Source organism: Succinivibrio dextrinosolvens DSM 3072 (assembly GCF_900167015.1).
Taxonomy (GTDB): Bacteria; Pseudomonadota; Gammaproteobacteria; order Enterobacterales; family Succinivibrionaceae; genus Succinivibrio; species Succinivibrio dextrinosolvens.
Genome location: NZ_FUXX01000015.1, coordinates 15,232 through 36,194 on the forward strand (window position 1 = coordinate 15,232; position 20,963 = coordinate 36,194).

Sequence of the window (20,963 nt, forward strand, 5' to 3'; positions counted from 1 at the left end):
CTTAACTAGAACTTATAGTTCAGGTAGCCAATAACTGTGTGCTGATAAGTGTGAGTGCTCTTATCAAAGTTGTAATTAAAGTTGAGCTTAAGTCTGTCTTTTCCAAGCTCTATACCTGTACCAAAGCCGTAATACACTCTATCCACCGTCTTTGATGAGACTGAGCCATAACCATCAGTTCCTGTGAAGCGTATGTTGTTCTGGTAGCTTAAATCTCCAGCATTATAGGTTAGGTGGGCATCGAAGAAAGGTTTATAGTACCAGCTGCTTTTAGACTGATATTTCTTGGATAAGGTTGTTCCCAGAGGGAAAGACCAGATATTCTGATGTCCTTTCTGTCCTTCTAATACAGAGTAGCTTCCACTCTTGATGGTGTAGTTATTCACATTTACATGGGTGAATCTGAATCCTGCATGAGGGGTGATATCAAATTCTCTCTGATGGAATGTATATGCGGCATTTGCTCCGTAGGATAAAGACCATGAGCTTATTTTACCTGTAAGCTTTTCCATCATCATTGAGGCCGGCATATCCTGTTTAATGTCGTTTAATGTATGGGCATAGCTAAGATCTGTAGTAAGATTCAGCTCGTCCGCCATCCAGCCTCCGTATAAGGTTATTCCCCAGAAATCCATGTCATTGGAGGTTCTGTTCAGATCTCCCTTACTTTTTGATTCACCAAGACCAATATTAAAGGAAATACCGGTTCTGATGGCATTTTCAAAGGTTTTATCTATGCCAAGTGCAAGTCCAGTGATTGTGCTGTGCTGCTTTAATTCCTGTCCTCCACAGTCAAGCCCCTTTGCACTGTATCGTTGAAACAGCGGCATTGCCCAGATGGCATAACCAAGCTCCTTATCCGGTATTGCCTTATAGTCATTATCGCTGACAGTGTAATTTAGCGCAGCATAGAGCTGTCCGTTGCCGGTGCTGGTACTGCCAAGTCTCTGTGCGACTGCATTGGTACTTGCATTGACAGTTGAGATTGTCATTGAAGGAACGGCTGCAGCAGCAGGAGCTCTTGCGACACTTTCTATAGTTCTTGCTGCCTCTGCCGGATCTGCTCCTCCGTAACTGGTACTTAATATTCTTGACAGGAATCGAATGCCTCCGCTTTCTGAATTAATCTGATATTTACCTGTTCCTATCTGAGCGTTTGCCACAGAATTATTTAGAAGACGAACAAGGGAAGGGGACAGTCCTGGTAAGTATTCTGAAGCACTTCTCCACTCAAGATCGACAGAACCATCTGTATTTAAGCTGCCACTGAATGCAATATTATCGGTGCTGACTTTTGAGAATGAACCAGAGATATTAGCCGTTTCAAATACATTTATTGTTTGGGATTTTGAAATACCATTTAAGGATAGGATTGAGCCAGTAGAAAGTTTCAGACTATTTGTCTTTACAGCAGGTGTATTTAAAGCAGAGAGGTCCTCAAGATTTATATTAAGAGCTGCTTTTGTGCCAATTGATAATCCGCCATCATCAGGAGCATCAGCATTTGCTCCAATCTTTATACCTGTTCCGCCTGTAATTTCAATTGGTTTTGCAAGATTAAGTACAGCAGATGCTCCAGTTGCCTTCATGGCATCTTGGGCTGCTGATGCGTCAGTTGAGCCTACTGTAAGAGTTCCTGAGTTGATGCTAAAGGTTCCGCCACTGATATTATTACCAACTGTGACATGACCATTTTGATTTATGGAAAGGCCTCCGCTTATAAGGTCACTTACACTAAGCTTTGAAGCGTTTATGGTTGCTCCGTTTGATGTTGAAATACTTCCTGCACTGATGATACTTCCTGTAAGTTTTGCTTCTTTTCCTGTTAGCTTGCCGATAAAACCTGAGACATTATTGGTGGTAAAAACTCCTTCTGATGGAGCCGAGTTGCCTAATAAAGTTGCCTGGTCTCCGATATATATAGAGCCATTATCAACTTTGATGGATCTTGCTTCTACAGAACTCCCTGCATATAGATTTTTTGCAATAATGCCTTGGTTACCTGCACTTATATTACCCCGTGCCCGTACGTTTGTTGCAGAAATCTCACCAGTAGTTGTAATATCTTGACCTGCTGATAGATTAATTGGTTGAGAGGCTTCTGTTGCTCCTGTAAGGCTTAAATTTCCACCGGCAATAACATTTCCGTAAGCTCCTGTAAGTGAATGTCCTATGGATATATCTTCTGTTGCAGAAAGAGTTCCTCCGCTTAAAGAAACACTTCCGTTTGTTGTTGAACTTATATTCTTTGCTACTAATAATCCTCCGCTAAGAACTAATGTTCCTCCGTTATCAATATTGATATTTCCATCTGTATATAAGGCACCTCCTTTGTTAACTGTGAGGCCTCCACTTATATTACTTGCTTGTGAAATATTGATTCCGTTATAGAATCTTAGAGCCCCGCTTGAGACGATAATTGAATTAAACATCGTCCCCGCTCCAATCTGTATGTAACCACTTATGAGATTGGTAAAAGTATCGTCGTATATTCCAACTTCACCATGTCCAAGTAGGTCTCCACTGTAATGACCTCCACTAGTAAATTTTAAACTTCCGCCTTCAAGTCTAACGTAATTGGCTAGACCTCCATTTTTTACTAATTGAGTTCCTCCTGAATATACTGTTGTTCTTGTTGCTGTACCTCCGTTCTCTATGTAGATATTTCCTCCTCTCAGGACGGTTGTATTACTTGTTGTTCCTCCTGTAAATACGTAAGCCTTTCCTCCGTTAAAAATGGTAGAACTAATCGCAATACCACCAGATATATCCTGAGTTCCTCCCTGTTTTATAGAAGTGCTTGTTGCTGTATATCCTCCACTTGATACAGGACATGATGTACAGTGATTGACGACCATCCTTTGATATTGATAATCCCTTCCAAGTGTTACATTTGCTGATATAGACTGATGGCCTTCATCAATAATGAGCACATTCTCCTGTGCTACGGCTGTCTCTGGAATGGTCTGTAGAGCACATGCAACCATCATGGTTGATGCCAGATAACCACCATTCTGGAGAATGACTCCTCCACGGGAAATGACATTAGAGAGGAGATGCCATTTATCAGGACTTACACCTGATGAGACCAGAAGTACCGTATCTAGGCCATAGCCACTTGAAAGATTGACTGATTTTGGATCGTAAAAAGAAGGTATGTGTCTGCTATTAGAATAAATGGAGTATCCGGAATTATTTATATCACAAGCACAGGATAGGTTGTCATATGCAGAAGTTTCAGATACGCATTCTGAATTGTAAATGCAGTTAATTTTGTTTAACTGTGTTTGTCTGTCTTCTGTTTTCATTTCTCTATCCTTGTCCAAAATCTGGACTGTGTTGTATAGAGGAACCTTTGTTTAAAATTTTTACATTTGTATTTTTTTTGATGACAAAATTCGTATTAAAACTGGACCTATATGAAGTATAGTACTTGGATTTATACCAGTTGTAATGATGCTTGATATTATTTTGAGAGGTTTGCTGATAAAAATGGTCAATGTTATATAAAAGGCTTATAAAACACTTTTGTTTGAATAAAACTATTCAGTTTTTTATTGCCTAATATTTCTTTTTTATAGAGTTAAAGAACTTTATCAGAATTAAGAAAAAATAAAGAAAAAACTCTTAATAGAGAGTGCGTTTCAGAATAATATTCTGCTATTCAAAAAAAATCCAGTGTCGAAAATAACACTGGATAAAAGGTAAGATAAAACTTAACAAATTTTAAGCACCAAAAGATTTTGGTAAAAGACAGTTAACTGCTTATGCCAGAATAGCTATTTAACTGCCACTATTGCAGTATATAAGAATAAGAAAAGCAGGGGAAATACTTATTTTCAATAGCTGGTTATAGAGTCTGACTATATGTGAAGTCCTGAAAATCCAGCATGATGAGAGTTTATTAGGGGAAAAAAAGAGTGCCTCTGCACTCTTCCTAAATTAAATCTGTAGCTAGCCAATCCAGCGTTTTTTTAGATTGTGTCCCAAGAAGATTAAGCTCATAACCATCAAAATTGTAAATACAACTGCGGTTACATCACTCCATGATTCAAAACTGTTGGTATTGATTAAAGAGAAGACCATAACAGCACAGAAACCAAAAGCAAAAACCTTTAGAAGTCTGCAAACAATATCTATAAAATCTCTCCCAAAAATATCATCACTTCTCATTTGTACACCTCCAAAAAAATTCGGGTAGCGTCAAACTACAATTTCATTCTATCATTTTTGAGATTGAATAAAATGTATAAAATATTAACTTTGAGAGTAATCCCAAAAACTTTAATATTATTTGTTAACTAACTGAATATTCAATGAATTATATTATCTAAGCAATGCCTTATTATGGTGAAAAACTTGCTTAATCCTAGTGCAATGCACTTTTATAAGGATGAAGTTAAATTGGAAAAATTTCAGAATTTATAATGATTTTTTTTATTCTAAAATGTCTGTTTCCTGTTTCTTGAAAATGTATTTTTTAACAATAAAACACGAAAATTATATTTAAATGAGGATACCTTGAGACAAGGTGGCTTTGTCGGGAGATTTGTGTTTTGTGAAATATGGCAGAGAATTAGAAGTTCAGGAAAAGTGATATTCCTGAACTGTTTGTGCTTAATGATTCTCTGAGGCTGAAGCAGGAATCTTTGGAATAATAAGAGTTGTTATTGCAGCGGTACTTATAAATGCAGCCACAGCGTACATAACGTACTCGATTCCAAAGGCATCGCCAAGCTTACCTACAAGTGGAGCAACCAGACCGCCAAAGCTCATGGATAAGCCGATGGTAAAGCCTGTTGCCATTCCCACATGGTGACACAGGAATTTCTGACCGATTACCACTGTTGGAGACATACCGGTAAAGAACAGCACTGAGAATGGAACTAAAAGCAGTGTTGCCAGCATTGGACTTGTGGTAAAGGTAAAGCTTACGATAAATGGTACAGACAGCAGTGAACTTACAGTTACCATCTTATTAAAGCCGATGCGATCGGAGATGGTTCCTCCAAAGTAGGTTGCGATGGCTCCGCAAAGACATACCATGCCGTTTAAAAGAGTTGCAAGCTCATCTGAGATATTCAGATTGTGCATGTAGTAAAGAGACAGGAATGCCATAAAGGAGAACCAGCCTGCTGATCTTAAAAAGAGCACACATACAAGAATGATAAAGCCTTTAATGTTCTCCTTTTCATTGGATTCTGCCTTGGCTTTGGCTACCTTTTTCTGCTCCTGTCTGCAGGCTACAACATAGTAGCGGTTTTTCAGTGTGTAGATAATGATCATGATAAGACCAGGTACACACATTGCCAGGGTAGCATTCAGTCCAAAGAGGATATAAAGACCTGTAAAGTAGAAAGGCCCTGCAGCCATACCTGCATTTCCTCCTACTGAGAAGATAGACATGCTCTTGCCTAGCTTAGCCTTACCAAAGGTATTTGCCATTTTTCCTCCTGCAGGATGGAAGATGGCACTGCCAAGACCGTTCAGACAGACTAAAGAGTAGAGCAGGATCTGATTCTCAACAAGACCGATGAACATAACTCCGCTGAAGGACAGGGCAATACCAAGACTCATCAGATATGGTCTTGGTTTGGAATCGGCAAGGTTGCCTGCAAAAGGCTGAACCACTGCATTTAGTATGGTGTTTGCCATCATCAGCATGGCTACAGCGGAATAGGAGTCAAGCTTTCCTGCCTGATACATGTATGCAAGGATAATTGGCAGCGAACCGTGGGAAATGTCGGTTGCAAAATGTCCCAGCATGAAAAGAAAATTTTCTTTTGGTGAATTCAGATTCAAAATACTTTCTGCCTAGGGCAGACCTCAGATTATGGATATTTAAAAATGAGGTTAATTATAGTCTTATTAGTGGTAATTAGGTGCAGGAATGAGAAAAAACATCATGAATCTTTCTGTTATTTTTCATTCATCCAGAAAGATTTCTGAAGTGTTTTAGAATTACTGAATATGATGGAAATGAGATTGTATTCTAAAGGAGGATACACACGAATATCTATCCAAAGCTCGGAGGATAATCATGAGCTTTGGCGATGATATTCACTTAGACACTAAGATTTGTATTAGATCTTCTGTTTCTTACTCTCTGAGTTCTTTGCTGAAAGAATTGTCTCTGAGCCTTTTGCAAGAATAGTCTTCTCAGGTGATTTCTTGGCAAGAATTGCATCACATGCTGACAGAAAAAAGTTTGGTCCTAAACCGCATGCTGTTGTAACTAATTTATCCATATTCATTCTCTTCTTATTGTTATTATTTTTACTTGTTATTTAGTGTATTACTTAGCATATACAGCTCTTTGTCATATTCATATCTTTTACTATTAACAATGTGGTTTAAATCTCATTTTTTGGCTGTTTCAATGGTAATTTTGGGCTTTGAAAGAGGTAGAACTGCACTAAATTACGGTTTCAAACCTGGTAAAACAGCATTTTGTTCAGGAGGATCTTAAATAGACAATGTAGAAATTAAGATCAGATATCTTATCAAAATGATAAAATAACCCTCACATTTGCGGTCTGCTCTGACCGCATTTTCACAAAAAAATAAAAAAATGTTAGGAAATATACGATGAGTTCGTTATCAGCTTTCTTAGAGAGAAAGAATATTGAAATCTCTCTGCATCGTTACGGTATCGATGCCTTAGGCGCTATGGCTCAGGGCCTTTTCTGTTCACTTCTTATTGGTACCATCATGTCTACTCTTGGTAGACAGCTTGGTATTGAAATTCTTGTAACCATTGGCGGCTATGCCTTTTCAATGTCTGGTCCGGCTATGGCGATTGCTATCGGTTACGCTATTAAATGTCCAAGAATGGTTCTGTTCTCACTTACTGTTGTCGGTGCTGCTGCCAATGGTTTAGGCGGAGCAGGCGGTCCTCTTGCAGTTTTAATAATTGCAATTGTTGCTGCTGAATGCGGTAAGGCTGTATCCAAAGAGACTAAGGTTGATCTGCTGGTTACTCCATTTGTGACTATTTTTGTCGGTGTTGCTCTGGCAATTGCTATTGCTCCTCCAATTGGTAAAGCTGCAATCTCATTAGGTCAGCTGATTATGATGTCTACAGAACTTCAGCCATTCCTAATGGGTATTCTGGTAAGTGTGCTGGTGGGTATCGCTTTAACTCTTCCTATTTCCTCAGCTGCTATCTGTGCCGCATTAGGTCTGACAGGCCTCGCCGGAGGTGCTGCAGTTGCAGGCTGCTGTGCTCAGATGGTTGGCTTTGCAGTGATTTCATACAGGGAGAATGGAGTAGGCGGTCTGGTTTCCCAGGGTATCGGTACCTCAATGCTTCAGCTTAGCAACATTGTAAAGAATCCAAAGATCTGGATTGCTCCTATTCTGACCTCTGCTATTACAGGTCCTATTGCTACCTGCTTCTTTGGTCTGCAGATGAATGGAACAGCGGTTTCCTCAGGTATGGGAACCTGTGGCTTTGTAGGTCAGCTTGGCGTATACAGCGGCTGGGTAAATGATGTTGCTTCAGGCTCAAAGGAAGCCATTACTTCCTTTGACTGGCTGGGACTAATCATGGTTTCTTTTGTAATGCCAGCTGTTATCTGTCCACTAATCAATATGGTCTTAAAGAAGATAGGCTGGGTTCGTGATGGCGATATGAAGCTATCAAGAGCTTAAGCACAGAAAAAAAGCAGTAGTCACATCAGGCTACTGCTTGTTCAAATCTGATATTCTGTCTGATTCTACTTCTGAAGAGTTACATCCTCTCCGTATACTGTAGCAAAATCATTCTTCATGGAAATTGTATAGAAGCCGTGGTCTTCACAGTATTTCTTCAGCTTCTGAACCTTGTCTTCGCTGCCGTGCTCTCTTAGTGAATCATCACCTAAAAGAATATAGGCACGTGATTCGTACTTCTTGTTGTTGGTGATGTACTGAGACATAGACAGATCACCTGAACTGTTACCAAAGGATAGAACAGGAACCTTGCCGATTTCTCTTGCAATAATAGGTACCTTGTTCATCTTTACGTTCTTGGTGATTAACTCTCCAGTGTAAATAAGCTTGTCATCTGGCTGATATACATAATCAAGTCCATCCTTGTTTCCCTGACCTGTAGCTTTGATTACACCATCAGAGCCGATAATTCTGTCTGAAGGAACATCAAGTACATTCTCCAGAAGAACTCTTACAATATTTCTTTCAGTACCGCTGACGATATATACGGTGAAGTCCTTCTTCTCAAGGAATTTAACCAGTGAAATCATTGGACGGAAATAAGCATCGCCGCGCTTGAGGTTGTTAAAGCCCTGGGCATCTGTCTTCATGAATTAACGTGCATATGCCTGTACTTCATCAATAGTCATACCCTTAAAGGACTCAAAGGAGTATTTAGCATGAATCTTCTCGGCATCCTTTGGAAGCTTTCCGCTCTTCCAGCCTTCCTCCAGCTGATTTGCAAATTTCTTCATATAGGCTGGAGCCTTGTAGTTAGGATCACGCAGAACCTTATGTGTAAACATCACCCAGTCAAAGTAGGATGGGTAGGTTTCTCCAACCAGAGTTCCATCCATATCGAAGACTGCGATACGATCTTCCTTTGGAATGAATTTTTCTGATTTAGGATCGGTTACTTCATTTACATAGCTGACAAAGTCCTTTGCTACCTGTGACTGAGGTGTCCAGTAGCTAAGATTCTGATCCGGTGTGGTACTTTGACATCCTGCTAAGGCCAGAGAAAGAGAAACTCCAACTATACAGGTTACCTGTTTTAAAGAGCCAAACATATAAAATCTCCAATCAAATAAAATGACAGTCCGATTTGATTGTAGATTCTGAGATTGAAACAGCTAGCAGAAAATTACTAACTTAAAATAAAGGTCACAAAGAAATTGTCAAAGGAGTGAGTTAACACAGAATAAAAGAGGTCAGAGCTATAGGAAAGTTCGCTCTGACCTGTTTTTTTCTTAACTTCTCAGAGTTGCAGCCTTCATGCTTCTTACATACTCTTCAAGCTTTGAGAACATAAGTGGCAGACCATGAAGATTCTCCTCAATGATCTTCACACAGGCAGAACCCGCAATCGCGCCTTCAGCTCCGATTTCAATTGCCTTTTTAACATGCTCAGGTGTGGAGATTCCAAAGCCCAGTACAGGAGCAGCACCGCCAAGTTCCTTAATCTTCTCAATCACTCTTACAGGTTTTCCGAAGGTGTTCTCTGTACCGGTAATACCATAACGTGATAATACATAGGTATAGCCCTTAGAATGTCTTGAGATGGTCTCAAGAATTTCATCTGATGCATTTGGAGGGGCAATCAGGACTGTATTGATACCAGCATCCTTTGCTGCCTGTTCAAAGTCACCTGAGGTATGAAGCATGTTGCTTGGAATATCCGGAATCAGTACGGCATCAATACCTGCTGCGGCAGCATCCTCAAAGAACTTTCTGATACCGCGGGCAACTACAACATTTGCGTAGACAAGAATGCTGATAGGAATTTCATCATCCACACGGCGGAAGTCTTTTATAACTTCAAAGAAATCGTCTGTGGTTGCTCCTGAGTTTAAGGCACGCTTGTCAGCATTCTGGATAATAGGACCATCAGCACAAGGGTCAGAGAAAGGAAAACCAAGCTCCAGTGCATCTGCACCGCCTTTTAAAAGGCTCTTTAAAATCTCAAGTGAGGTTGCCTTGTCAGGATCACACAGGGTAACAAAAGGCATGAAGGCGCCTTCATTACGTTCCTTAAGCTTTGCAAATCTCTTTTCAAAACGGTTGTTCATAGTTTCTCCTTATTTTGTAACCTTCAGTGGGGCAGTAGAGATTCCGCTTGAGGATATACAGCCTTTCTGTTCCAGAATGTTTGATACGTTGAAGATGTCCTTATCACCGCGACCTGAGATATTAACCACCAGAGTCTGCTCCTTATCAGGATTCTGTCTCATAAGTCTTAAGGCAAAAGCCAGTGCATGAGATGACTCTAAGGCAGGAATAATACCTTCCTTCTGTGAAAGCTCTACGAATGCATCCAGTGCGTCATCGTCGGTGGCACCAACGTAGGTAACACGACCGGTTTCACTGAGATATGCATGCTGAGGTCCTACAGATGGGAAATCAAGACCGGCTGAGATTGAATAGGACTCGTTAATCTGACCATCCTTTGTCTGAAGATTCTTTGAGTAGGCTCCAAAGAAGATTCCATCATCACCGCGGGCCAGGGTACCGCCGTGCTTTGGTGTTTCAATACCAAGACCATAAGGCTCAACACCGTATAGAGGAACATCGGTATCTAAAAAGTCGGTAAAGACACCGATAGCGTTTGAGCCGCCGCCTACACAGGCAATACAGGCATCAGGAAGTTTGCCGGTTTCCTCGATAATCTGCTTGTGGATCTCCTCGCCGATAATCTTCTGGAACTCACGGACGATGGTTGGGAATGGATGTGGACCTGCTGCTGTACCAATCATATAGTGGGTGTTTTCAAAGTTTGCCGCATAGTCTCGAAGAGCCTCGTTGCAGGCCTCCTTCAAAGTTGCAGCTCCTACAGATACAGGTACAACCTCAGCTCCCATAAGCTTCATACGAAATACGTTAGGCTTCTGTCTTTCTGTATCTACAGCGCCCATATAGATTCGGCACTTGAAACCTAAAAGAGCACAGATAAGAGCGGTTGCCACACCGTGCTGTCCCGCACCGGTCTCAGCGATGATTCTTGTTTTGCCCATACGCTTTGCTAAAAGAGCCTGTCCTAATACCTGATTGGTCTTATGGGCACCGCCGTGAAGCAGATCCTCACGCTTTAGAAAGATTTTTGTCTTGGTGCCTTTGGTAAGGTTTCTGCACAGAGTAAGTGGGGTAGGACGACCTGCATATTTTTTCAGAAGATCAGATAATTCCTGACGAAACTCAGGATCCTCTCTGCATTCTACAAAGGTCTTCTCAAGCTCGTCTAAAGCTGGGATTAAAACCTCTGGAACATACTGTCCACCGTATTTTCCAAAAAATGGATTTAAAATAGTCATTTATTACTCCGTATTTATTCTTCTATATTTTTAGTATTCGTTGATGGTCTTAAAGATTTCGTTAATAAGCTCTGTATCCTTAATACCTTTAACCTTTTCCAGCTTAGAATTCAAATCCAGACCTAAAAAGCCTTGTTTTAGGGCAATCTCTACATTGTCAGGACCAATACCGCCGGATAAGAGAATCTTTTCATGATTTACTGATTTTGGAATTGAGTTCCAGTCAAAGCTTGAACCAGAACCAGGGGAGGCTGAATCAAGAATGAAGAGATCGCTTAGTTCATCGTACTTCTCAATATTGGCAAAATCCTCTGCACTCTTTACATTGATGGCTTTGATAATCTTGATATCAGGAAGTGCCTTATGCAGCTTTTCAATTAACTCTGTGCTTTCATGTCCGTGCAGCTGAATGTAGGAGAGGCCGACCTCCTTTGCTGTCTTTACCATTACCTCAAGCTCTTCATCCACAAAGACACCTGCAAACTTTAAGGCGCCTTTATAGTCGGCTGTTATCTCCTTTGCCTTATCAAGGGTTACATAGCGAGGAGATTTTTTAGCAAAGATAAGACCGCCGATGCTTACATTGTTCTTTGCACAGCTCTCAACCGCTTCCTTTGTGGTAAGACCGCAGACCTTGTTTAAACCGTAGAGCATGGATTTTGCCTTGAACTCTACATCTGAATCTCCTGTTAGAGCTGAGCCGATAAGAAAATTGCTGATTGGCTTTAGGGAGGTTAAATCACTGTGCTTATTGATCCCTGACTCAGATACCACTCTTACATCCTTATCAAACAGGGTAGAAAGCTCTCTTGCGTTGCTGAGATCGATTTTTAGTGTTCTTAAATCGCGGTTATTGATACCTACAATCTCAATTTTATGTTCTCTGCAGTAAAGTGCATCTGCTCTGCTGTCAACCTCGGTTAAAACATCAAGTCCAAGCTTATGGGCATACTCGTATAGGTCCTCATAGGTCTCCTTTGAAAGCACACTCAGCATTAAAAGTACTGCATCGGCGCCTGCAATGTAGGCCTCATCAAGCTGTTCACGGCAGATGATAAAGTCTTTGCACAGAACAGGAAGAGAAGTTCTCTCCTTTACAAACTTAAGATATTCTAAAGAGCCTTTGAAGAAATGCTTTTCACACAGAACAGAAATCGCACTGGCATGTTTCTCATAGCAGTTTATAAGCTTATCAAGATCAAAATCCCTGCAGAAATCACCTAAGGTAGGGGATGACTGCTTGCATTCTAGGATAAAGTTTCTGCCATCAGCGCTTAAGGCTTCCTTAAATGATACCCGTGGTAGAGTACGCTCTCCTGTAACTTTTATCTCCTTGACATCCTCAACCTTGCGGTTAATGATGGTTGCAAGTACGGTACCCTCAATTTCACTGTAGTTAAGACCAGGATATGCTTTAGCCTGACTTGTCAGTGGTTCTGTGTGTAGCATCTTTTATCCTTAATTATGAGTTTGACAGTCTGGTGATGGTATTTAGTTTCTCAATGGCACGACCTGAACGGATTGTGTCATATGCCATTTCATAGCCGTCTTTGAAGTTGTTTACCTTCTCGGCAAGATAAAGCATTGCTGATACGTTGGCTGCAACTACTGCGTTGTGAGCATCAGTGCCTTTGCCTTCTAGAACTGCACGGGCTGAGCGCGCATTTTCCTCTGGTGTGCCACCTACAAGGTCTTCCTGTCTGAAGTTACCCTTGATACCGAAATCGTCATTGGTCAGAACATAGTTCTTAATAGAGCCGTCCTTTTTAAGCTCTGATACATGAGTCTCACCGAAGATTGAAATCTCATCCATGCCGTTGCCGTTGATTACCATAGCTCTCTGCACACCGGTAAGCTTCAGACTTCTGGCAAGAGTTTCCAGAAGATTTACGTCATAGCAGCCTAAAAGCTCATAGTTGACACGTGCAGGATTGGTCAGAGGTCCTAGGATATTGAAGATGGTTGAGGTGCCTAATGCCTTGCGGACTGGAGCTGCATACTTCATTCCAGTGTGGTATTTCTGTGCAAAGAAGAATGCAAAGCCTTCCTCTTCAAGACATTTTCTGGTGATATCTGCTTCGGCACGGATGTTATAGCCAAGCTCAGTTAGAACATCTGAAGCACCTGATTTTGATGAAACTGCTGTATTACCATGCTTTGCCACATGCAGTCCTAAGGTTGCACATACAAAGGCGGAAATGGTTGAAATGTTGATTGTCTTTAAGCGGTCTCCACCGGTTCCGACGATTTCGCCGGTATCAATACTGCGTTCACGCTCGAATGGAAGAGCAGAATCAATCATTGCAGTTGCAGCACCGCCGATTTCGTCTGCTGTATAGCCGTTCATCTTCAGAGAGGTTAGTAGAGAACCGAATACAATCGGATCAAGCTTACCTGCAAAGATATCTTTAAAGATTAAGTTAGTCTCAGTAAAAGAAAGATCTTCTTTTGCATATAACTTTTCTAGTAATGAGTTCATAATCAGACTCCTAATGTGAATTTCAAACTGTATATACGAAAAAACCCGCAATTTTACTTGCGGGTTTTTCATCTAAATCTTTTGTAAGTACAAACACAAAATCCCCGCTATGTTGCGAGGTGCCACCATGATGCCTTAAATGTAATCTGTACTGAATGTGTCATTTTTATCTCTTCCAAAAAAACTCTATGTTTTTATATTAAACAATTTTCTGTAAAAGTAAATGTGAATTTTATAATAACCATAAAATTTTTTGATTTGCACTAAAAAATTGCAGATATTCTCTTTTTTAGTGCGAAGAAATTGAAAAGGTCTGTATGTTTTATATCTGTGAAGGATTATCTTTTGAAAGAATTATAATGGGTTAAAGCTTATGAATAGGGAGATACGGAATGAAACTGACGGTTCTTTGTGACAACAATACCTACATCGATCAGTACTATCTGGGAGAGCCGGCTCTTTGTTTTTACATTGAGGATGATAACAGAAGAATTCTGCTTGATACCGGTTATTCGGATGTATTTATGAATAATGCCTCTCTGATGAATATCGATCTCAATCAGTTAACCGATATTGTCATATCCCATGGTCATAATGATCATACAAGAGGACTTAAGTTTCTTTTACCAGTCTTAAAAAAGGAAATGCTCTTTACATGCCATCCTCAATGCTTTAATCAAAAATATGATGGCAATGAATATATCGGAGCTCCATTTTCAAAAGAACAGCTCTCATCCTTTGTAAATTACAGAGAAACTGCAAATCCTGTTTGTATAACCTCAAGACTTGTATATCTTGGTCAGATCCCAAGAAAGACCGATTTTGAGGCAAAAAATCCTATAGGCTGTGAAGTTGTTGATGGGGAGCTCCAACCAGATTATCTTCTGGATGACTCTGCTCTGGTTTATAAATCAGAGAAAGGTTTATTTGTTATTACTGGCTGCTCTCACAGTGGTATCTGCAACATCATAGAATATGCCAAAAGCGTCTGTGATGACGACAGAATTATAGGCTGTATAGGCGGTTTTCATATCTTTGATGATGAGGTGCAGATTCAGAAGACTCTTGATTATTTCTGCCGCAATAACATTCAGAAGCTGTATCCATGTCATTGTGTATCACTCAAAGCAAAATGTGAGTTTATGAAGAGTCTGAATGTTGAAGAGGTTGGTGTAGGCTTGAAGATAGAGGTTCTTTAGCTGTGTTCATCTAATATGGTAGTGAACTAGCGCAGCTCACTACCTTGTAGCTTAAGTCTTAATCTACTATTCTCCATTGTGCAACAGCTTTGTCTTCGGCATTGATAACTACAGCCATTCTGTTAAGTTCTTTTAGAGGAAGAATTTCTCCGTAGCGTTTATCTTTTGCCTGTTCGATTGCTTTATCAAGAAGCTCTTTTTCCGTATCTCTTGATTTTGCAAGCTTGAATTCAAAGACAAATCTTTTTGCAGAAAGTTCTACAACAATGTCTGCTCTGCCGTCAGAACTTATAGCTTCTCTTTGCGCGTTGATACCTGATAGGCTTAGTGTGTAGTAAATAATGTCTCTGCAGTAATGCTCTGTTTTAAATGCTTCCTTGTCATCATAACCAAAAGTGTTTAATGCTGCACTGAAGGTTTTGATTAAAGACTCAAAGTCTGATTTCTTAAAATTAGTTATTAAAGCTGATGAGAAGTCATGGAAGATATCATCATCCAAAGGATTGTCTCTAACTTCTCTGTAATATAGCTGTATTAGAGAAGACTGTACTTCCAGATTAGGAGGAACCAGAAAGAGACTCTCTCCTCCTAATTCATTCTTCTCAGATCTTACTGATAGATATCCAGTCTGATAAAGAAGACTTATTGGTGTGACATCAAAGTAATCATAGAATTCACTCAGTGTTTGAGGCCCACATTTTGTCTTCTGAAGTGTTTGTAATGGGGTATTCTGAATATTCTTTACGTATTTTGCTATCAGTGTAGGATAGGAACCGCCTGTTTCATACCAGAAGTTTTTGAATCCCTGTTCTGGGGTGTAAAGAAAGTTCAGAACTGACCATGGATTATGCAGCATAGTGTCATTATCAACATGGAATCTGTATCCGTCATAATGAGCCTTAATCTGGGCATAACACTCATCTTTATCGATATTAAGTGTATTGGCTGCATTCTCAACATATTCATCAAAGTACTGGTGCATGTCATCGTCTGTATAGCCAAGTAATGGGGCAAACTTGCTTTCAAGACTTAGGTCTCTTAGGTTATTCATCTGTGAAAATACAGAGGTCTTTGCAAATCGGCCAACTCCGGTAATAAAGATAAATCTCATATCACCGGTCAGACCTTTGATGGCTCCAAATAAGCCCTGTAGATACAGTCTGTATGATTCAAATAATTCCTTGTTACCCAAAGAGTGTGTTAGTGGGTAGTCATATTCGTCAATTAAAAGAACATATTCTGATGGAGCTGATTCAACTAGAGTCTTTAAATTTAAACCTGCACTACGTTCTTTATAATCATCTGGCAGATTAACCCCATCACGTTTTGCACTGTCTGCAAGGACGTAAGTAATCTGGTTATTTAGTTCATTTTTATTCTCAAAAGAAAGTGCGGAAAAATCCAGGTGAATAACTTTATATGTTTTTCCTTGTTCTGCTTCATCCCATAGTTTTTCAATCTTTAGACCTTTGAAAAACTCGGTACCGTGAGAAAAAAGTGATTCTAGCGTAGATACAAGCAGAGATTTACCGAAGCGACGTGGTCTTGATAGAAAATTAGGTCCATCCAGATAAGCAAACTCAAAAATCAGATCAGTGTGGTCAACGTAAATCTGATTCTTTCTTCGAATATCTTCAAAACTGTTTTTAGCTCGAGGAAGTCTTCTAATATCTACCATTTCTATATTCTCTTTGAGATTCTATATGCTTACCTTACATTCTACTATATATGTTCAGTCTTGTTGTACTGTGTTTGTCAATTATGTAGGTAAGATTGTTTATTCTTCAACGAGCGATGGAAAATACCGAGTTTTGTTTCCTGCTTTTTTAACTGTCAGCATTCCTTTATGACACATTTCAGTTAATAAGCCATACGCTTTATTAAGGCTTAGAGAGGTTTCATATTTTTCTTTATTGGACATTGGGAGGATACCTTATTTGTTTATTCTTTTATTATTATAAAGAGAAAGAGAGAGAAAGAAATAAAGGAAACCACCAGCACCACAGAGAAACTGTAGCAACTGGTGTTTTGTGATAATTTACTCTGTTAGCGTTGAAATCGCATTCCTCAGAAGATTTCTTCCAAAGGTTGTCATGATGGATTCAGGATGGAACTGGAATCCAAGCACGTTGTACTTCTCTGAGTACAGTGACATGCACATGCCGTCATATTGAGCGAGTATCTCAACATCAGTAGGCAAATCCTCAACCACTAAAGAGTGGTATCTTGCAATTTTCAGTGGATTTGGTAGATCTTTAAAGCACAGCTTATCAGTATGCTGCATCATTGAGCTCTTGCCATGTACAATCACAGGTGCCTTAACAACCTTTCCGCCAAGAACCTCTCCTAGTGCCTGATGACCAAGACAGATTCCAAGCATAGGGTATTTACCCAGACTTTCTTTAATAATAGGCAGAAGATTATTTGCATCCTTTGGTGCTGAAGGACCAGGGGAAAGCATAATGATGACCTTGCCGGTCTCGCTCTGTTTCTTTGCCTGTTCCATAATGGTTGCAACACTTACATCATTACGGAATACCATGACATTGTTACCAAGAACCTTTAGCTCATCTACTAGGTTGTATGAAAAGGAATCAAAATTATCGATGAATATAATGTTTGCCATGATGCTACTCCTTATCAGCAAGAGCTAAGGCACATAAAACTGATTTAGCCTTGTTTACTGTTTCCTGGCATTCTGCTTTGATGTCTGAATCGAATACTACACCGCAGCCGGCCTGTACATATGCGGTATTCCCCTTAACAAAGGCACTTCTGATTGCAATACAGGTATCCATAGAGCCATCCTCTGAGAGAATACCTATAACACCGCCGTATGAACCTCGTTTCTTTCCCTCGTATTTATAGATAAGCTCATGTGCCTTGATTTTAGGTGCACCAGAAAGTGTTCCCATATTCATACAGGCACAGTAGGCGTGAAGAGCATCTAGATCGTCTCTTAACACCGCATGAACATCTGAAACAAGGTGCATTACAGACTGATATTTATCAATATGCAGCATGTTATCAACATAACGTGAGCCGCATTTGCTGATTCTAGCAAGATCGTTTCGTGCTAAATCAACCAGCATCAGATGCTCTGCAACCTCTTTGGTATCGGTTCTAAGCTCAAGTTCAATACGGCTGTCCAGTTCCTTGTTGATAGTACCGTCTTCGTTAAGACCGCGAGCGCGGGTTCCTGCGATAGGACTTATTGAAACTCGTCTTTGTTCAGCCTCAAATCTTACGGCATACTCAGGACTTGCTCCGAAGATTATGTATTCAGGATCTTTGATGTAGTACATGTAAGGGGATGGGTTGAGTTTCTTTAAATAAGAGTAGGCAAGTAGAGGATCGTTACATCTGTGTTTAAATGTTCTGGATGGAACCACCTGGAAGGCATCACCATCGATAATATGCTGTTTTACCTTGGCAACAATCTCACCGAATTTCTCATCATCAAGATCAGGTTCAATCTTAGGTGTTACTTTTTTGATTACCAGAGCATCTTCCTGATTGAAGTCGTCGATTTTATCTCTCAGATCAAGTGTCTCAAAAGCGATTTCCTTGTATGAATCCTCATCAAATACATAGGCATCAATCTGAGTCTGCTGCTTTTGGTGATTTGATCTGATAGCGATATCAAATACGTAGAATCCGTAATCTGGGCAAGGATTTTCTCCTTTCTTAAGATCACCTATGTATTCAAAGTTGTTGATATAGTCAAAGGAAATCAGACCGCCTATAAAGATATTCTTGCAGCCTTTGATACTTACAATTGTCTTTCTTAAGACTTCGAAGGGATTTGGTGCTTTTAAACGGCTCTCCTCGTCCATCTCGTGATCTGGTCTTGAGTAGGCAACTGTTAAAGAATCCTCTGAAGCGGTAAGATTAAGCTCATTTGCAATTAGCTTTAAAAGAGCCTTGCCATTCCTGTTTAAGGCCTGAGCCTTGACCTTGAGATCCTCACAGGTAATCTTAAGCGCAGCTGAAACACCAATCAGAGACTGTACTCCGCTTTTATCAATAATCTCAGCACTTTCATAAAGAATGGTGTTGTCCCTGTGACAGTATTCCTTATAAAACAGGTGAGCTTCCTTAAGATATTTTGTATCAAACGCTATCGACTTCATTTTCACACCTTATATTTTGAAAATTCGCTCTGAAATTTATGACCCTTATATACGAAAAAACCCGCTATTACGCGGGTCCTCTATAAGCACAACAGTTCTACCCGCATTTAAGCAGGGCACCACCATGAACCGTTGAAACTTCTAATCATCATAAAATCCTCAGATATCTTGTAACTTTTCTTTATCATATCCTAATCTATTAGAAAAAATAGTGTTTTGTGTAAAATAAATTAAATTGCACCATAAAGGAAAGAATCCTGAACTTTGAATAAGAGAACAGTGCTACTTCCTGTATAGTGCTAGAATTTCTCTTACGCGTTTGGTACCTGGTGCGGATTCAGGCCGATTTTTCTTACTAAGGAGTTTTCTATGGTTGCTTATATCTGGCCGATTGCACTGATTGTTTTGTCCAACCTCTTTTATAACATCTGCGCTAAGTCTTTTCCTTCTGCATTAAATCCTTTTGCTGCTCTGACAATAACTTATGTTGTTGCAGCTCTGGCTGCTCTGATTATGTATTTTCTGACCAAAGATGAGAAGTCAGGTTTATTGCTTGAGTATGCTAAAGCCAACTGGGTACCTTTTGTTTTCGGCCTGTGTCTTTTAGGTCTTGAGGCTGGATTTATCTATACCTATAAGTCAGGCTGGCCTATAAGTTCTGCTTATATTGTTACGAGCGCGTTCTTATCGATTCTGCTGATTGTAGTTGGTTTTCTTTTATATAAGGAGCCAATAAGCTGGAATAAGATAGTAGGTGTTGCCGTCTGTCTGCTGGGGCTGTGGATAATCAATAAGTAGAATGGTTATCTAATTCTCTGTTTTCTTAACAGGAATAAGTCACAAAGTCTGCTAAAATACTCAGACTAGCTGAGGAGTAAAGCATGGGCTCATATTTGAATACAGGATTTAGAGCCTTCGAATTCTCGTTGAATTCTGAAATCTATATTGATAAAAGTGAAATCATTTCATTACTGAATAGATTTCTAAATACAAGACAACGATATATATGTATCAGTCGACCTAGACGTTTTGGTAAATCTTTTACTGCTGAGATGCTTAGTGCTTATTACTCCAAAGGTGTGGACAGTTCTTTTCTGTTTGATAATCTGAGAATTTCAAAATCTGATTCCTATAAAAAACATCTAAACAAATACAATACTATCTTTATTGATATGCAGCAGTTTTTGACCAATGCTGATAAAGATGTTTCTAAGATGCTGTCTAATCTGGAGTCTGAAATAAAAAATGAATTAAAGACTCTTTACCCTGAACAGGATATTTCTGAGGAAAGAAAGCTTAATCAGATCTTATCTGATATATATAGCAAGGAAACAGAAAAACTTGGTAAAAGTAACGGTTTTGTCTTCATCATAGATGAATGGGACTGCATCATGAGAGAAAAGCAGACTGATGCAGACGGAATAAAGCTATATCTTGATTATTTACGAGCTTTATTTAAAGACCGCTCCTATGTATCTCTTGCCTATATGACAGGTATTCTTCCTATCAAGAAATACGGAACTCACAGTGCTCTTAATATGTTTAGAGAATTCTCTATGACAGAGCCTGGTGAATATGCTCCTTTTGTTGGATTTACAGAGGAGGATGTTAAGGAGTTATGCAGTCAATTCAAAGCAGACTTTTCTTCAATGAAAAAATGGTATGACGGTTATATTTTTGATAACGATCTGCACCTTTACAATCCTAATTCCGTAGTCGAGTCTCTTTTAAGAAAGAAGTTTTTAAGTTACTGGTCTCAGACTGAAACCTTTGAGAGCCTAAGCCGATATATGGATCTGAACGTGGAAGGTTTGCGTGACGGTATAGTTTCTCTTATTGCGGGTAATGAAATATTAGTAAATTCAGAAACATTTCAAAATGATATGACAACCTTTAACAATAGGGATGATGTTTTTACACTTCTGATTCATTTAGGTTATCTGGCCATAAATCCTGATTCTAAGATTAGGGCTTTTGATAATGACAAATCATTATTAGTAGTCCATATTCCGAATAATGAAATAAGAAAGGAATTTAATAACATCATGAAGAACTGGAGTTAATTAGCAGATATGTTTTTTTGATTATTTGCTTTATCAGAATTAAATTGGTTCTTCAGTAAAACTGTGGCTTATGAAAAACTTCTAGTGAA

18 protein-coding genes are annotated in these 20,963 nt (G+C 39.5%); 4 read left to right on the forward strand and 14 right to left on the reverse strand.

All coding sequences use genetic code 11. The features are described from left to right. Nucleotides 1-5: 5 nt before the first annotated feature. The 4 genes from B5D46_RS05555 to B5D46_RS12125 form a co-directional block, all read right to left on the reverse strand. Entirely contained in the window at nt 6-3,308 is a 3,303-nt protein-coding gene (locus B5D46_RS05555) for an autotransporter domain-containing protein (protein WP_078928608.1), read from the reverse strand. Between the two features lie 646 nt (nt 3,309-3,954). Further along, entirely contained in the window at nt 3,955-4,173 is a 219-nt protein-coding gene (locus tag B5D46_RS05560; RefSeq protein ID WP_078928609.1) for a hypothetical protein, read from the reverse strand. 444 nt (nt 4,174-4,617) lie between these two features. Continuing rightward, nucleotides 4,618-5,766 carry an MFS transporter gene (locus B5D46_RS05565; RefSeq protein WP_143675606.1) on the reverse strand — a complete coding sequence of 383 codons (1,149 nt, stop codon included), beginning with the start codon at nt 5,764-5,766 and terminating at the stop codon, nt 4,618-4,620. A gap of 317 nt (nt 5,767-6,083) precedes the next feature. Beyond that, nucleotides 6,084-6,248 (reverse strand): hypothetical protein, encoded by a 165-nt coding sequence (locus B5D46_RS12125; RefSeq protein WP_159443026.1) that lies wholly within the window; start codon nt 6,246-6,248, stop codon nt 6,084-6,086. Between the two features lie 340 nt (nt 6,249-6,588). Between B5D46_RS12125 and B5D46_RS05570 the strand changes: the two genes are divergently transcribed. Further along, nucleotides 6,589-7,653, forward strand: a complete 1,065-nt coding sequence (locus B5D46_RS05570) for a PTS sugar transporter subunit IIC (protein WP_078928611.1) — start codon at nt 6,589-6,591, stop codon at nt 7,651-7,653. Nucleotides 7,654-7,718: 65 nt separating this feature from the next. On the opposite strand, the gene B5D46_RS05575 is transcribed toward B5D46_RS05570, so the two are convergent. The 6 genes from B5D46_RS05575 to trpD form a co-directional block, all read right to left on the reverse strand. Next, nucleotides 7,719-8,303, reverse strand: coding sequence for an HAD family hydrolase (locus B5D46_RS05575; RefSeq protein ID WP_078928612.1), 585 nt, complete (start codon nt 8,301-8,303; stop codon nt 7,719-7,721). A gap of 3 nt (nt 8,304-8,306) precedes the next feature. After that, nucleotides 8,307-8,762 (reverse strand): HAD family hydrolase, encoded by a 456-nt coding sequence (locus B5D46_RS05580; RefSeq protein WP_078928613.1) that lies wholly within the window; start codon nt 8,760-8,762, stop codon nt 8,307-8,309. Nucleotides 8,763-8,942: 180 nt separating this feature from the next. Continuing rightward, nucleotides 8,943-9,761 (reverse strand): tryptophan synthase subunit alpha, encoded by an 819-nt coding sequence (gene trpA, locus B5D46_RS05585; RefSeq protein ID WP_078928614.1) that lies wholly within the window; start codon nt 9,759-9,761, stop codon nt 8,943-8,945. 9 nt (nt 9,762-9,770) lie between these two features. Then, nucleotides 9,771-11,000: a tryptophan synthase subunit beta gene (gene trpB / locus B5D46_RS05590; protein ID WP_078928615.1), complete on the reverse strand. Its 1,230-nt coding sequence runs from the start codon at nt 10,998-11,000 to the stop codon at nt 9,771-9,773. Nucleotides 11,001-11,030: 30 nt separating this feature from the next. Beyond that, nucleotides 11,031-12,449 carry a bifunctional indole-3-glycerol-phosphate synthase TrpC/phosphoribosylanthranilate isomerase TrpF gene (trpCF, locus tag B5D46_RS05595; RefSeq protein WP_078928616.1) on the reverse strand — a complete coding sequence of 473 codons (1,419 nt, stop codon included), beginning with the start codon at nt 12,447-12,449 and terminating at the stop codon, nt 11,031-11,033. A 13-nt stretch (nt 12,450-12,462) separates the two neighbouring features. Continuing rightward, the gene (gene trpD, locus B5D46_RS05600; protein WP_078928617.1) at nt 12,463-13,479 is read right to left on the reverse strand and encodes an anthranilate phosphoribosyltransferase; all 1,017 of its coding nucleotides are present in this window, start codon (nt 13,477-13,479) and stop codon (nt 12,463-12,465) included. A gap of 392 nt (nt 13,480-13,871) precedes the next feature. Here trpD and B5D46_RS05605 point away from each other — a divergent pair, with 392 nt between their 5' ends. After that, on the forward strand, nt 13,872-14,678 hold the full coding sequence (locus B5D46_RS05605) for an MBL fold metallo-hydrolase (RefSeq protein WP_078928618.1): 807 nt from the start codon (nt 13,872-13,874) through the stop codon (nt 14,676-14,678). A 58-nt stretch (nt 14,679-14,736) separates the two neighbouring features. Here the strand turns inward: B5D46_RS05605 and B5D46_RS05610 are convergent, their stop codons facing one another. The 4 genes from B5D46_RS05610 to B5D46_RS05620 all read right to left on the reverse strand — a co-directional run bounded on the left by B5D46_RS05610 (nt 14,737) and on the right by B5D46_RS05620 (nt 18,811). Further along, nucleotides 14,737-16,356, reverse strand: coding sequence for an AAA family ATPase (locus B5D46_RS05610; RefSeq protein ID WP_078928619.1), 1,620 nt, complete (start codon nt 16,354-16,356; stop codon nt 14,737-14,739). Between the two features lie 99 nt (nt 16,357-16,455). Further along, nucleotides 16,456-16,599, reverse strand: coding sequence for a hypothetical protein (locus B5D46_RS12130; protein ID WP_159443027.1), 144 nt, complete (start codon nt 16,597-16,599; stop codon nt 16,456-16,458). Between the two features lie 117 nt (nt 16,600-16,716). Continuing rightward, complete coding sequence (locus B5D46_RS05615) at nt 16,717-17,304, reverse strand: aminodeoxychorismate/anthranilate synthase component II (RefSeq protein WP_078928620.1); 588 nt, start codon at nt 17,302-17,304, stop codon at nt 16,717-16,719. A 4-nt stretch (nt 17,305-17,308) separates the two neighbouring features. Further along, entirely contained in the window at nt 17,309-18,811 is a 1,503-nt protein-coding gene (locus B5D46_RS05620; RefSeq protein WP_078928621.1) for an anthranilate synthase component 1, read from the reverse strand. Between the two features lie 369 nt (nt 18,812-19,180). Between B5D46_RS05620 and B5D46_RS05625 the strand changes: the two genes are divergently transcribed. Beyond that, a complete protein-coding gene (locus B5D46_RS05625; protein ID WP_078928622.1) occupies nt 19,181-19,609 on the forward strand; it encodes an EamA family transporter in 429 nt (142 codons plus the stop codon). An 83-nt stretch (nt 19,610-19,692) separates the two neighbouring features. Next, nucleotides 19,693-20,874 (forward strand): AAA family ATPase, encoded by a 1,182-nt coding sequence (locus tag B5D46_RS05630; RefSeq protein ID WP_078928623.1) that lies wholly within the window; start codon nt 19,693-19,695, stop codon nt 20,872-20,874. Nucleotides 20,875-20,963: the final 89 nt, after the last annotated feature.